Source organism: Candidatus Thiothrix phosphatis (genome assembly GCF_035668035.1).
Taxonomy (GTDB): domain Bacteria; phylum Pseudomonadota; class Gammaproteobacteria; order Thiotrichales; family Thiotrichaceae; genus Thiothrix; species Thiothrix phosphatis.
In genome coordinates this window covers 1-14,089 of sequence record NZ_JAYMYJ010000073.1, presented here as the reverse complement: position 1 = coordinate 14,089, position 14,089 = coordinate 1, and the positions used below count along the sequence as shown (strand labels likewise).

Genomic DNA, 14,089 nt, shown 5'->3' with positions numbered 1-14,089 from the left:
GGGTGTCACACTCATGGGTGAATTTATCTTGAAACCCGTGGTCATGATTGTATGATTAAATTATTCAATTCACTTATGGGTATGGGCTAATGATATGTCGGCCGAAAACAAAGCACTTCTTGCTGATGCATTGAAGAGCGGGTTTTCATGGGAAGGAAACCTGCTCACTTACAGCATTCCTACAGTAGGTAGCGCCTGGGCTTACCGGGGCGAACCTGAGAGCAGCGGTTATGGCGTTTTGTCCACAGAACAGGCGGATCGTTTTCGTGCCGCCATCGCCGCTTGGGATGATGTCATTGATCTGGATTTCCGTGAAGTTCAGGAGCCAATCGCCACCGGGCAAGTCCGGGTCGCCTTTACTGACGCGGGCGCTGAAGAGGCTGGGCATGCCTATTACCCCGAAGTTGTGGCGACGATAGCGGGCGATGTGTGGTTGGATGAGGCGCTGAAAAACAGTTCATTCACAGATGGCGGCTATGATTTTGGCACGATGGTGCATGAACTGGGTCATGTGCTGGGCCTGAAACACCCGCATCAGCCCACCAGCGCCAATACTGCTTTGTTGCCGACAGGGCTGGATGATATTCGCCATACCATCATGTCCTATAACGGGCAGGCAGGTTGTTACAAACTGGATTTCTTCATAAATCCGTCTGATCAATATTTGACGTCTCAGGCTGTGCTGGTGAATCCGGATGGGCCGATGTTATTGGATATTCTGGCTGCCCAGGCAATTTATGGCGCAGAAATGACGACCAGGACTGGTGATAATGTATATTCTTGGGCAGCGGGCGAAGCCTTTCTGACAACCATTTGGGACGCAGGCGGAACCGATACGATTGATGCCTCCAACCAGTCCTCCAGCATCATCAATCTTAATGAGGGGGCGTTTTCCTCGATTGGCCAGATTTCCGTTGCGGCCTTGAAGCAGGAGCTGATTGCGAAATACTCCAATTATCCGGCCAGTTGGATTGAACAACAGGTTGACAGCTTCGCCAGCGATGGCCGTCTGTATATGGGCAAGGACAACTTGGCGATTGCGTATGGCGTGACCATAGAAAATGCGCTGGGCGGAGCGGGCAATGATGTGCTGATCGGCAACGCCGCCGCCAATGCGTTGCATGGTGGTGCCGGGAATGACCGTCTGGAAGGTGGGGCGGGCAATGACAGCCTCTACGGCGATGCTGGCTATGATGTCGCGGTGTACGCGGATTCGGCAAATAATTATTCCCTGGTTAAAAACAGCTCCGGCTGGCTTGTGGCTTCCTTGGGTCAGGGGGTTGCGGGCAATGACAGCCTGGTTGGGATGGAAAGCATCGAGTTTTTGGACAAGTCCTTTTTCGATAGCGAACAGGCGCGCCAAGTCTACCGTCTGTATGAAGCTGCGTTTGACCGCGCCCCGGATAGGGGAGGCCTACAATATTGGGTGAATGAGTATGTGTCAGGGGTCAGTTTGGTGGACATCGCCAATGGCTTCACCCAGTCGGCGGAGTTCATGAAACTGTATCCGGCGGACAGTGACACCGCCTTTATTAATGGTTTGTACCATAATGTGCTGGAGCGCGCCCCTGATCAGGCAGGCATGTCCTATTGGCAAGACAGTATGCAGCACGGTGTGACAGCTCAGGAGATCTTGTTTTCCTTCAGTGAAAGCACGGAAAACAAGACCGCCCTCGCCGCCGTGATTGATGACGGCTTTTGGCTGGCCTGACGCTTCAGCGGCAGGCCTCCAGCATTGCTTTGTTCCAGCGCGCCGAATAATCCAGCGCTGCGGTCAGGTAGCGGCGGTGATTTTCCCCATATAACGCATCGGTGACCCCGTCCAGACAACGGACGGGGCATTTGTTGCGCATTTGTGCGGAAACTTCCGCTGCAACGCCTGGCAGTGTATTGCCGCGACCTGCCCCACATAAGAAATAACGTTCACCTTGCTGGATGGCGGAGCGGGCTTCCGCTTCAGGGTTGCGGGCTTGCAGGATCGGTAGTTGTTCAGCGAAGTATTGATCCTTTCCTGTGGCAATTTCCCGGGCAGAAGGGATGTGCACACCGCCAGCACCATTGCCGGAGTCCGGGGCGATAGGGTCATGGCAACCCAGCAGGCCGCCTGCACATAACAGTGCTGTAAATGCCTTCATCTTGAAGTTCCTTTATGTAAACGCCGCAACAGCACATACAGCCCTCCAACGGCTATCCATTCCACAGGCGCAGAGCCGCCGCCTCCGCCGCTGATGTAGCGGACGGAGTTGGATGTTGTGTCATCGCTGCTATTGTCCGCCGCAATGGTGTTGGTGGGGCTGGCGACGGCCGGTGCAGTGGCGGACATGGCGAAGAATAGGTTGTTGCTGCACTTGACCCGGATGTAATTGCTGGAGCCTAGCTTGCTGGGAAGGGTGACGTTGGCTCCCCCATCGTTCGGCGTCCCTGTCAGCAAATCGGTGAAAGAACTGCCATTATCAGTCGTGACCGCAATGTCCACTGTGCTGCAATTGACCGGAGATTGGTTGGTTCCCGCAACATCCCAGCTCACTGCCAACGGGCTGCCTGCAACGAATGAGGTGGCGGTGGGGGAGGTGACGGCGAAACTGCTGCCGGTATCCTTGACGGTTAGCCGCATGTCATCGTAACTGGTGCCGCCACGGCCATCCCTCACCTGCAAGCGGAAGTTCAGGGTGCGGCTGGTGACCGGCAGATATTCGCCTGTTGACTGCACATGCCCCATTAGATCCGACATCTGCGGGATGGTGCGGTTGGGGGTCGTTGTTGGCAAGTGGGTGCGGATCAGTGCGTTGTTCCCCAGGTCGACATTGACGTAGGAGGCGGAGCCAGCATCCACCTGCTCCCAGGAATAAGACAGGCTGTCGCCATTGGTGTCCGAGCCAGAGCCGCTGAGGATGAAAGGCGTCCGGGCCGGAATGGTGTAGTCTGATCCGGCGTTGGCGGTGGGCGTGCTGTTGGAGAGGCTGCTGCTGGTTGCGCAACTGGCCCCATCATCATTGAACGCGTAATCGATGATCTGGCTGATGGAGGCGGAATGCATCATGGTGTCGCTGTTTTCCTGGAGGTTGTCGCTGCCGCACAGGCCAGTATAAGCCATGATCGTACTGCCGCTGCCAGGTTCGAAGGCGGCGGAAGGTTGCCGGTTGCTGCCTGCACAGGCTCCCAACTGGCTGTTGAAGGTATGTGTCGCGCCAAACTCATGGCCAAGTTCATGGGCCAGATAATCAACCACAAAGGCGTCGCCGCTGGGGTTTGACAGGCCGGTTGCGCCTTGCGCCTTGAGCGACGCATTGCAGATCACGCCGACTTCGGCCAAACCGCCACCATCGGTGGTGACAACATGGCCAACATCGTAGTTGGAGTTGCCGATTACCTGATCAAGATTACTCTGGTTCTGAGCCAACAAAGGGGTGATGTCCGAGCTTCTTCCCATCGTGTAAGGGTCGCTGGAGGCGCTGGTGTAAACAGTGTTGGTGTTGCTGGCCAAACTTAGGTGGATGGAGAGATCCCGTTCGTAAATCTGGTTGATGCGGTTGACGGCGGAAACCAGGGAGGCGTAAGCGGCGCTCTGCCCCTTATAGAACTGCGTGTATTCGCCCGTGGCGGCAATCGCCAGCCGGTAGGTATGCAGGGTGTCGCCAGCTTTGGCGGCGGTGCGGGCAGCCACCCCTGACGGCAGTGTCCGGAAAGATTTGAGGGCGCTGCCGCCATGTACGGGGCATGACCATCCACTCTGGCGGAAGGCTTCCCAATTGGCGTTTTTGGTGAAGCTGAGGTATTGCCTGGTGCCGCTGTTTTCCTGAGGGTCAATGAACAGGGTGTCGCCGTTGGCCATGTCCAGCATGGCGTGGAAGCCGCGGGAGGTGAAGTCCGCCACGCCGCTGATGGCAGACCCATCCACACCCAAGAGTTTCCAGGTTTGGATGTCGGGGTGGTCAGCGGCAATTTCCGGTGCAAGGACTTCTGTTGGCGTTGCGGTGACTTCAACAAAGCCGCCATTGGGCAACGGAATGCTGAACGTCTGCGCGGATGCGCGCGCCTGTGCGTCTGTGGCGCTGGCGGCGGTTGGCATTTGCAGCAATTGGGTTTTCAGTTGCGCTTCGTCCAGGCTGAGTAGGCGGTATTCTTTCAGGGCGGCTGCTTCGCCGGTCGTCGCTCCGCGAGCCTGGATGTCCCGCCAAGGGGTGTCATCGGCGTTTGCATTGGCGGCCAACATAAGGGCTAGTGAGATAGCCATTCGCTTCATAAAGTCCATTCCCGTAATGATCTGGATATAAATTGGACTGCATGATATAGCATCAGATTCAATTTATCGACGTAACAGCACATAAATTGCGCCTGTTCCCCCATCAACTGGGCGGACGGAATGGAACGCCAGGATTCGGTCATGTTGGCGCAGCCAGTTGTTTATTTTGGTTTTGATGACGGGGCCTTTGTAATTGGAACGGTTGCCTTTGCCGTGGATGATGCGCACGCATTCGCCCTGGCCGGGGTGAGCGTCATGCAGGAACTGCAAGAGCTGTTGTTTGGCGTCGCGGGCGTTGAGCCCGTGCAGGTCCAGTTCGCTGGCGATGCGGTATTGGCCGGTGCGCAGCTTGCGGATGACGCGGTTTTGCAGGCCCGGGCGGTAATAACTGAGCATGTCGCCGGGCTGCAATTCCACCGGGTCATATTCGTCTGAGAGCATGTCTTTCAACACCTGGCGCTCATCCTCCAGGGTCTTGACGGGAATGGCTGGCGGTTTTGCGCTATCATGTACCGCATGGTTGGCGGGCCGTAACGGCTTCACGTCTTGCATGGATTCACGGAACAGGGAAAACTCTTTAGCGCTCATGGACATACTGCTCAGTAATGATGATGGTTTCATCGCTCCCGGCATTAACCGGCTGCGGGAGGCGCTAGCTACGGTTGGCAATGTTATCACAGTTGCCCCTGATCAGGATTGCAGCGGAGTCAGCAACTCCCTGACCTTGCGTAATCCGCTCCGCCTCACCCGGCATGCGGAGGGCTTCTACAGCGTCAATGGCACCCCGACGGATTGTGTGCATCTTGGCCTGGGATTGTATGCCGATGATCCGGATATGGTGATTTCTGGCATTAATGCCGGGGCCAATATGGGGGATGACGTGTTGTATTCGGGGACGGTGGCGGCGGCGATGGAAGGCCGTTTCCTCGGTTATCCGGCGCTGGCGGTTTCACTGGCGTCACTGACGCGGGGGAATGTCTCCCACTATGACACGGCAGTGCGGGCAGTCTTATATTTGTTGCCGCGTGTGCCTGCCTATCCGGATAAGAACAGTATGATACTGAATGTTAATGTGCCGGATATGCCGTGGGGGCAGTTGCGCGGTTTCCGGGTGACCCGCCTGGGCAGCCGCCACCGTTCCGAGCCGGTCATCCGGGCGGAAGATCCGCGCGGTAGGGAGATTTTCTGGATTGGCCCTGCCGGTGACGCGGCGGATGCGGGGGAGGGCACGGATTTCCATGCCGTACAATCCGGTTACGTCTCCATTACCCCGATCCACGCCGACCTGACCCGTCACCGGGCGCTGGAAGAAACGGCGCGCTGGCTGGAGGCTGGCGATGGGGCTGCGTAAACTGGACATTGAGGGTATTGGGATGACCTCCCAGCGCACCCGTAACCGTCTGGTGGCGCGTTTGATGGAGAAAGGCGTCCGTAATGAGGCTGTCTTGCAGGTAATGAGCCGGATGCCCAGGCACCTGTTCGTCGATGAGGCGTTGGCCAGCCGTTCTTATGAGGACACCGCCTTGCCGATTGGGCATGGCCAAACCATTTCCCAACCCTATATTGTGGCCAGGATGACGGAACTGTTGCTGGAAGGGGACAGGCCTCCCGATAAGGTGTTGGAAGTCGGCACCGGTTCTGGGTATCAGGCGGCTGTTTTGTCGCCACTGGTGGAACGGGTGTTTACCGTTGAGCGGGTCGAGCCTTTATTCCGGGCGACGCACGAATTATTGCATGCATTGGGGTTCCGCAATATCCATATGTTTCTCCGGGATGGCAGTTGGGGATTGCCTCAGGAGGCTCCCTTTGATGCCATTATCGCCACGGCGGCTCCAGAAGTTGCGCCGCCCGCGTTGTTGGAACAGCTTGCCGTTGGTGGCAGGCTGGTGATTCCAATTGGCAAGCAAAGCGGTTCTCAAGTGTTACAGGTCATTGTCCGCCATAATGAAACTGTTTATAAGGCCGTTGAGTATGAGGCAGTTCAATTTGTGCCCATGGTTAACGATAAACCATAGAATGAATACGAACGTTATTTGATTATTGAGAAATTTTTTCTTAAATTTGGTATATATTTGCAAGTATCCAATAAATCTGTGAGTGTCTTCACATCCCTGAACCCATAACTTAAGGTGTAAAAATCATGGATAGAAAAATTAGACTGGCGGCGGCCTCATCCCTGCTCGCCATGACTGTGGCGGCCTGTACGCCAAATCCCTACTATAACGGTTATAATTATGGAAGTGGCTCTAATACTCAGGCCAGCGGTGGGGTGGTGAACCGTGCGGCGGTAACGCATTCACATTGCGGCCGGGTGCATTCCCATGTATTGCCACCACAAGGCTTGGCGCATGACCATGGTGATGGCTGTATTGGTGCGGCGGCAGGTGGTGGTGCGGTTGCTACGGTTGCGCCGCCCCAAAATTACAATAATTATACACAGCCAGCCTATACTGTACCCCAGCAGCCTGCCACCACTTATAGTTACAACTCTACGCCAGCGACAACGACTTATGATTACAGCGCAGGCAACACTAGTGGATATGCCTCTAATTATGACTATTCGGCCTATTCCTCACCTAAGACAGGAACTTCCGGTTATTCATCTTATACCGCGCCTAAAACCACCACTTCCAGCAGTTCCACATACCGTTCGACGGCTCCGGGGTCTGTGACGTCCTCCAGTAATTACTACACTGTCCAAAAGGGGGATACGGTTTTTCAGGTAATGCGTAATACAGGTGTTTATTGGAAAGACATTATTCGCTTGAACAATCTACAGGCACCCGATTATAAACTTGCGCCGGGTCAAACCCTCAAGCTGAAATAAGCAGATTGCGCTTCAGTTGACTAAAAAAACCCGCTTTATCTTAAGCGGGTTTTTTATTGTGGGCAGTGACTATCTTATGTGCAGAATAATCAACAGAAAGCGCTATTACAGTTTTCGTCCTTATCTTTAGCCAAAGAAGAACGTTCATCTGTGCGCAAATAATTTTGCAGCATCGTGGAGGTTATCGCGCCCATGTGGCTACCAACGATTTTGCCGTCTGGATTGACAATGAAGGTGGTGGGCACGCCGTAAAGCAAACCCAAAGCAAACATCGTGCTGTCCTGTGTTGGTATCACAGGATAGCTGATTTTTTTCTGGGTGATGAATTGCTTCAATTCGGAAACTTCAGTTTCGCCAGCTTCCATGCCAAGCACTACCGCCTTGTCTTTGAAACGGTTGGCGATGCTATTTAGCGCCGGTAGTTCGGCAACGCAAGGGCCGCAGTATGTCGCCCAATAGTTTACAATTACCCATTTCCCTCGATATTCGGAGAATTGGTGGTTTTTCCCGTCAATGTCTTTGAATGTAAAATTCTCTACCTGTTGGGATTCATTTGCCACGGCGGTGGCGGACAACAGGAAAAATACAGCAAGGGCAAGCGCCCGTTTAATCAGTTTCATGTAAAACCCTCAACTTCAATACTTAACACACTCTTTGATGGATCGCTCTGTTTGCTCGGCGACTATATCTATAGGGTAGGGTCAACCCTTATTGTAGGAAGCATACCCTGAAATTGCAGTTTCAATTTACCAATCGAACAAATCAATAAGTTCAATGATACTGCTTCAGTTTTCATGGCAATCAATCTCTCATCTATTGAAAAGCAAGCACATAAGGCTATGCTTATAGAGTTCTTCGTGCAAGTTGTATTTGTACGACAAAATTCCAACCACCGGCTTGAGATTTGTCAAGCCGGTGGTTGAAGATGCTAACAATAGATAATTATAAGTTCAATTGATTATTTGCCCATGCGGGAATACCGCCGCAAGCCTACTGCGCCCAATACCAAGGTAAGCAGCAGTTGCGCCCACTGCGTCAGGGTAGGGACTGCAACGCTCGGAGCATTGGTGCTGGCCGCTCGGACTGTAACCGAAATGGTTATGGTGGAAGTGTCTTTACCATCAGAAATGGTGCAAGTGAAACTATCAGCGCCGCTGAAGCCAGCATTTGGCGTATAAGTCAATTTGCCGCCAACTTTGGTGACAACGCCATGGCCACCTTGAGTAAAGCTGGCAATGCTTAATGTATCGCCATCGGGGTCGCTGGCGTTGCCCAGGATGTCAATGTCAACCGTCGCACCTGTTGCGGTGGTGGCACTGTTGATCGTTGTGGTGGGTGGATGGTTCGTGCTGGCTGCTTGCACGGTCACTGCAACGGTGGCAGTTGCTGTGTCGGTTCCATCAGAAACCGCATAGGTGAAGCTGTCTTGGCCCACATAATCAGCATTCGGCTTATATTCCACATGGTTACTGAGGACTTCCACGCTACCGTGTGCAGGTGCCGTAACAATACTAATGGTCGTGCCTTCAGCAGGAACCGTATCATTGGCCAGAATGCCCAGTGGAGTGGCTGGACTGTTGGCTTCGATGGTGTAAGTGTCGTTCGACGCCGATATGTTGGAGCCAGCCGCTACCTGGACTTGTACTGTTCCGGTTGCTGTGTCGGTGCCATCAGAAACGGTATAGGTGAAGCTGTCAGAGCCAGTGAAGCCAGCTGCGGGTGTGTATGTCAGCTTGCCGTTTGCGGTGGCGACAGAGCCGTGGGCACCTTGAGTGACGCTGGCAATGCTTAATGTGTCGCCATCCGCATCGGTGTCATTGGCCAAGGCGTTAATTTCAACGGCCGTGCCTGCTGAGGTGGTGGCGCTGTCATTGACCGTCGTTGGCGCATGGTTCGTGCTGTTGGCCGCTTGCATGATCATGGTGACAGTGGCGCTTGCTGTGTCGGTTCCATCAGAAACCGCATAGGTGAAGCTGTCTTGGCCCACATAATCAGCAGTCGGCGTATATTCCACATGATTGCCGACGACTTCCACGTTACCGTGTGCAGGTGCCGTGGCAATACTAATGGTTGTGCCTTCAGCAGGAACCGTATCATTGGCCAGAATGCCCAGTGAAGTGGCCGGGCTGTTGGCTTCGATGGTGTAAGTGTCGTTCGACGCCGACAGAGTGGAGCCAGCCGCCACTTGGACTTGCACCGTGCTGGTCGCTGTGTCGGTGCCATCAGAAACCGTGTAGGTGAAGCTGTCGGAGCCGGTAAAGCCTGCACTTGGCGTATAAGTTAGCTTGCCGCCTGTTGCGGTGACTGTTCCATGGCCGCCTTGGGTGAAACTTTCAATGCTTAGGGTGTCGCCATCCGCATCGCTGTCATTGGCCAGCACGTCGACGGTGACGGCCGTGTCCTGGGTAGTGGAGGCCGTGTCCGCGCTTGCAGACGGAGCGGTGTTAGTGGGGGCCGCCGTGCAACTGGCTGCGCCGCCGTAGTTGCCAAAGTAGTCATTGTCATCAGTGGCACCCCAACCTGCGTTGGCGAACTGGTTGCCCGGATTCGTGCCAACAGAGTTGTTTGGCGCGTCTGGCGGTTGGTTGAACGGGTCATTGTCGTTGTCCATCAATTCAATGCTGCCAGTGCAGGGGCCAGTATTTTTGAAGCTGAAGGCCTCTTGCTCGATGCCTGCCTGGAAGGCGAAGGCACGCACGTCAATGGGCGTCATGGTAAAGGAAAGGTAGTCAACAGCCTGATCCTCAGTAGGGCCATAGACTTCGGAGCTTAATGACCAACTGGTGCCGGTTTTGGGCTGAATGTCGGCGACCGTGAATTTGTTTGCCCCAGTGGCATGGGGCACGCGCAGGGTGACCTGGCTGGTCATGCTCAGGTCAGGGCTGGGGGCAGTGGTTGGGCGCATGTAAACATGGTAGCGGCTATCGGCAGAACTCCAGCCGATCCGGTATTCGACACCGCCACTCACGCCAGCGAGCGCTTGCCCTGTCTGGGCCAATGCCAGCAAGACTACCCCCTTCGAAACTGCTTGACCGATTGTTGTTTTCATTTTTTTACCGACTCTCTGTTTGTTGTTGGATTAATGCCTATTTATATATATCAAGGCAACTGTTGCCTGATGATGTAGTTTGAACTGAACGTGCCATTGACCGGATGCAGCAGGACATTGCCCAGCAATAGATCCACATCATTGTTTGGCCCTGCAAAAATGGTGACGCCATCCATATTGGTGTCTGTCGCCTGATAACCATTCAATTTGTAGTTGGTGGTATAGGCGCTGTTGCCCGGCGTCAATAAAACCTTGCTAAGTATTGAGCCTGAATCATTTGCAGGGCCTTGCGCAATGATCTGGCTATCGGCATTGGTATTGCCCGCCCACAGCAACGCGACCCCATCCTGTTTGGTGCGGGCATAGTTGCCATAGGCAGACATATTTTCCTTGCTGAAATCAATCATGACCGGCACCCCCCCCAATGCGACAGTGGAGGCTGTCATGGCTCCCAGATGATTACGATGTTTGACTACGACGTAATAATCACCAGGTATTATGCCGATCAGCAAGAAAGACGTTTCCCCCGATTGAGCATCCATTATATCCCCGTCACGCTGAACCAAACCTGTCAGCTGTGCTTTGATCGTGACAGGAGATGAAGGATCGCGCAGTTCGAGCGTTACCCAGTCCACTGGGGCGTCGTTGCCGCTGGCCGCTAAAAGGCTGCTTGCTGCGCTATGGCTGGCGGCGTTTTTGCTTATTCCATAAGGTTCTTCGGCGGGAATCAACGCCTTGTTGCGTAAAGTGTCCTGCATCAGTTTGGTCTTGCTGTCATAAGCGCCTTGCAACATGACTTTGGCTTGCAGGCGCACAACATCAGCTTTCAGTGGGTTAGCCCCACGTTGAAGCTCTTCACCATCCGGCAAGCTATCGTTGTCAGTGTCAGGGTTTTGCGGGTCAGTGCCGATTTCGCTTTCCTTACCATCCGTCAGGCCGTCATGGTCAGAATCCTGGTTGGGGTCAGCGCAAACAGCCGGACAGCCATAATTGCCTGCATAATTGTTGGCGTCGGATGCGCCCCAGCCCAAGTTGGTATATTGGTTGCCTGGATTGGTGCCCATCGAGTTTGGCTGGACATTGAATGGGTCGCTCTCCTCCATCAGTGACACTGAGCCAAGGCAGGCACCGCTATTGGTGAAACTGAAGACCTCCAATTCCTGCCCTTTCTGCCACTGGAACGCCTGGGAGTTGGTCAGGTTCATGGTGAAGGACAGGTAGTCGGCGGTAGTGTCTTCTGTTGGTGCATTGATGCGTGAGCTTTCAGTCCAGATGACGCCGGAAATGGCGGACTGGATGTTTGCCGCCTTAAAACTGCCAGCAGTATCGGTGGCATGTGGCGCTTTTAATGTCACTTGGCTGGTCAGGCTGAGATTGGGGCTAGGAAGGCTGCCGGGGAACATGTAAACATGGTAGCGCTGGTCACTACTGAGCCATTTGACGCGGTAATAAACGCCATTTTCCATGGGTGACTGCACGGTGTTGCCGCAGCTGGTGCCACAAGCCGCCGCTTCTCCGTAATTGCCAAGATAATCGTTGTCATCAGTGGAACCCCAACCTGCGCTGGCAAATTGGTTATTGGGATTCGTGCCCGCAGAGTTGGCGGGATTTTGCGGCGGTTGGTTGAACGGGTCGGTCGCATTGTCCATCAATTCGACATCACCCAAACAAGGGCCGCCATTCCGGAAGCTGAAGGCTTCCTGTTCTTCGCCCGCCTTAAATGCAAAGGCGTGGACATCAATCGGGTCGTAGACAAACGTCAGGTAATCGTATGCCGGGTTCTCGCTGGGGGCGCTTACGGTGGAACCCAAGTTCCAGCGCGTGCCGCCCTTGGATTGTATGTCTGCCGCAGTAAATTTGTCGCTGCCGCCCGCATGCGGGACCCGTAGGGTGAGCTGGGCAGTCAGGCTGAGATCGGGGTCAGGAGTCGTGGTTGGACGTATGTAAACATGATAACGCTTGTCGGCACCATCCCAGGCAACCCGGTACTCCACGCCATCGGCAGCGGCATAGGCAGCCTGGCTTCCCTGCAACAGGAACAGGCACGCCATGCCGGTGAAAACGGTTTGCCGGATTGTTGTGAAGGTTCTTCTGCTCATGTTTTATTGCATTCCAAGACAGGGAAGCCGGGAGGCTGCGTCGCCCCCCGGCTTGCATCATCAAGGCAGTTGCTGGTTGATGATGTAGTTGGCGCTGAAGGTGCTGTTGCCTGGATGCAACAGGACGTTACCCAACAGCAGGTTCACATCGTTGGATGGGCCTGCAAAGATGGTGATGCCGTCCATGTTGATGTCCGTGGCTTGATAACCAGCCAAACGGTAGTTGGTGCTGACCGAGAGGTTGTCTTTCGCCAGCAGGACATCGCCCAGAATGACGCCAGTGTCATTGGTCGGCCCATTGGCGATGGCGCGGTTATCGGTATTGGCATTGCCCGCCCACAACAAGGAGACCGTCCCACTGTTGGCGTTGATCCGTGCGTTCGTGCCGTAAACAGTCGTGGTCGGCTTGGTAAAGTCAACCAATGTTGCCGGTGTTGGGGCAATGCTGACTGGAGCAGATGTCATAACGCCCAAATGGTTGCGATGACGTACTGATACGTAGTAATTGCCGGGTGCCAATCCTTTCAACATCAGGCTAGTGCTGCCAGTCGCTGCATCCATGACATCGCCGTCACGTTGGACCAAGGCGGCAACTTGAGCCTTGATTGTGGTCGGCGTCGTGGCGTCACGGGCTTCAACCAACACCCAGTCAACCGGGGCGTCTGCCCCTGTCGCGGTGAACAGGGAGGCAGTTGCAACTTCAGCACCGGCATATTTGATGGTGCCGATATTGTAAGGCTGGTTGAGCGGAATCAGCCCTTTACTGCGCAGACTATCCTGCATCTGTTTGCTGGTGCTGTCGTAAGCGCCTTGCAACAACACTTTGACCTGCAGTTTCACCGCATCGACGACTGTGTCCAGGTAATCGGGGATGCCATCCATGTCGGAATCCAACGCATCAGCAGGAGAGCCGTCGCCGTTGGGGTCAGGCGATTCATTTTTGGTTGGGACGCCATCGCCGTCATCGTCGGTATCCAGGTAGTTGGGGGTGCCATCTTTATCGCTGTCATCGTTGGTTGGATTGCCATCCTTGTTGATGTCTTCGTTTTTGGTCAGGATGCCGTCCCCGTCATCATCGGTATCCAGCGCGTTTGGCTTGCCATCCCCATCCGTATCCAACGGATGCGTAGGGTCAGAACCCACTTCGGTTTTGTCGTCGACCCCATCCCCATCGGTGTCGGCTTTCAATGGGTCGGTTTTGGTGGTGTTGACCTCAACACCGTCCGGCAGGCCATCGCCATCGGTGTCAGCTTTGCTGGGGTTAGTGCCCAGCGTGGCTTCCTGCTGGTTGGTCAGGCCGTCACCATCTGGGTCGCCGAGGGGGCCATCGGTGTCATTTGCGTCGAGGTAATCCGGTTTGCCGTCGCCGTCGCCATCAACCGCATCGGCTGGCGAGCCATCGCCATTCGGGTCGTTACGCTCATTTTTTGAAAGCTTGCCATCCCCGTCATCATCGGTATCCAGATAGTCGGGCTTGCCGTCAGCATCGGTGTCGTCATTGGCTGGCGTGCCACCGTTGTAGTTTTCGTTTTTGGTCAAGACACCATCGTTGTCATCGTCGGTATCCAACGCATTTGGCTTGCCGTCGCCATCAGTGTCGGTGGGTGATGCTGGATTGGCCCCCACTTCGGTTTTGTCGTCAATGCCGTCACCATCGGTGTCGGTTTTCAGTGGGTCGGTCTTGGTGGTGTTGACCTCCACGCCGTCATTCAAGCCGTCGCCATCGGTGTCAGGCTTGAGCGGGTCAGTCTTGGTGGTGTTGACTTCAGTGCCGTCCGGCAGGCCGTCACCGTCGGTGTCGGGCTTGAGCGGGTCGGTCTTGGTGGTGTTGACTTCAGTGCCGTCCGGCAGGCCGTCGCCATCGGTGTCAG

10 protein-coding genes and 1 pseudogene are annotated in these 14,089 nt (G+C 54.8%); 4 read left to right on the top strand and 7 right to left on the bottom strand.

Going from position 1 to position 14,089, the window contains the following annotated elements; translation table 11 throughout:
- The first annotated feature begins 94 nt into the window (after positions 1-94).
- Positions 95-1,711, top strand: coding sequence for a DUF4214 domain-containing protein (locus VSS37_RS07860; RefSeq protein WP_324694279.1), 1,617 nt, complete (start codon positions 95-97; stop codon positions 1,709-1,711).
- Between the two features lie 4 nt (positions 1,712-1,715).
- Here VSS37_RS07860 and VSS37_RS07855 read toward each other — a convergent pair whose 3' ends face one another.
- The 3 genes from VSS37_RS07855 to VSS37_RS07845 all read right to left on the bottom strand — a co-directional run bounded on the left by VSS37_RS07855 (position 1,716) and on the right by VSS37_RS07845 (position 4,831).
- Complete coding sequence (locus tag VSS37_RS07855; RefSeq protein ID WP_324694278.1) at positions 1,716-2,135, bottom strand: hypothetical protein; 420 nt, start codon at positions 2,133-2,135, stop codon at positions 1,716-1,718.
- A complete protein-coding gene (locus VSS37_RS07850) occupies positions 2,132-4,243 on the bottom strand; it encodes a zinc-dependent metalloprotease (protein ID WP_324694277.1) in 2,112 nt (703 codons plus the stop codon). The genes VSS37_RS07855 and VSS37_RS07850 overlap by 4 nt, the downstream gene beginning before the upstream one ends.
- Before the next feature lie 63 nt (positions 4,244-4,306).
- On the bottom strand, positions 4,307-4,831 hold the full coding sequence (locus VSS37_RS07845) for a Smr/MutS family protein (RefSeq protein WP_324694276.1): 525 nt from the start codon (positions 4,829-4,831) through the stop codon (positions 4,307-4,309).
- On the opposite strand from VSS37_RS07845, the gene surE reads away from it, so the two are divergent.
- From surE to VSS37_RS07830, 3 genes are all read left to right on the top strand, one after another.
- Entirely contained in the window at positions 4,830-5,594 is a 765-nt protein-coding gene (gene surE / locus VSS37_RS07840; RefSeq protein ID WP_324694275.1) for a 5'/3'-nucleotidase SurE, read from the top strand. The two genes, VSS37_RS07845 and surE, sit on opposite strands and share 2 nt — an antisense overlap.
- Positions 5,581-6,258, top strand: coding sequence for a protein-L-isoaspartate(D-aspartate) O-methyltransferase (locus VSS37_RS07835; RefSeq protein WP_375339131.1), 678 nt, complete (start codon positions 5,581-5,583; stop codon positions 6,256-6,258). The genes surE and VSS37_RS07835 overlap by 14 nt, the downstream gene beginning before the upstream one ends.
- A gap of 125 nt (positions 6,259-6,383) precedes the next feature.
- Entirely contained in the window at positions 6,384-7,070 is a 687-nt protein-coding gene (locus tag VSS37_RS07830) for a LysM peptidoglycan-binding domain-containing protein (protein ID WP_324694274.1), read from the top strand.
- A gap of 89 nt (positions 7,071-7,159) precedes the next feature.
- Here the strand turns inward: VSS37_RS07830 and VSS37_RS07825 are convergent, their stop codons facing one another.
- The 4 genes and pseudogenes from VSS37_RS07825 to VSS37_RS07810 form a co-directional block, all read right to left on the bottom strand.
- On the bottom strand, positions 7,160-7,690 hold the full coding sequence (locus tag VSS37_RS07825; RefSeq protein ID WP_324694272.1) for a TlpA family protein disulfide reductase: 531 nt from the start codon (positions 7,688-7,690) through the stop codon (positions 7,160-7,162).
- A gap of 338 nt (positions 7,691-8,028) precedes the next feature.
- Positions 8,029-10,077 carry an Ig-like domain-containing protein gene (locus tag VSS37_RS07820; RefSeq protein ID WP_324694271.1) on the bottom strand — a complete coding sequence of 683 codons (2,049 nt, stop codon included), beginning with the start codon at positions 10,075-10,077 and terminating at the stop codon, positions 8,029-8,031.
- A gap of 92 nt (positions 10,078-10,169) precedes the next feature.
- Entirely contained in the window at positions 10,170-12,218 is a 2,049-nt protein-coding gene (locus VSS37_RS07815) for a hypothetical protein (protein WP_324694270.1), read from the bottom strand.
- Positions 12,219-12,278: 60 nt separating this feature from the next.
- A pseudogene (locus VSS37_RS07810) lies at positions 12,279-14,089 on the bottom strand (hypothetical protein); the annotation flags it as partial.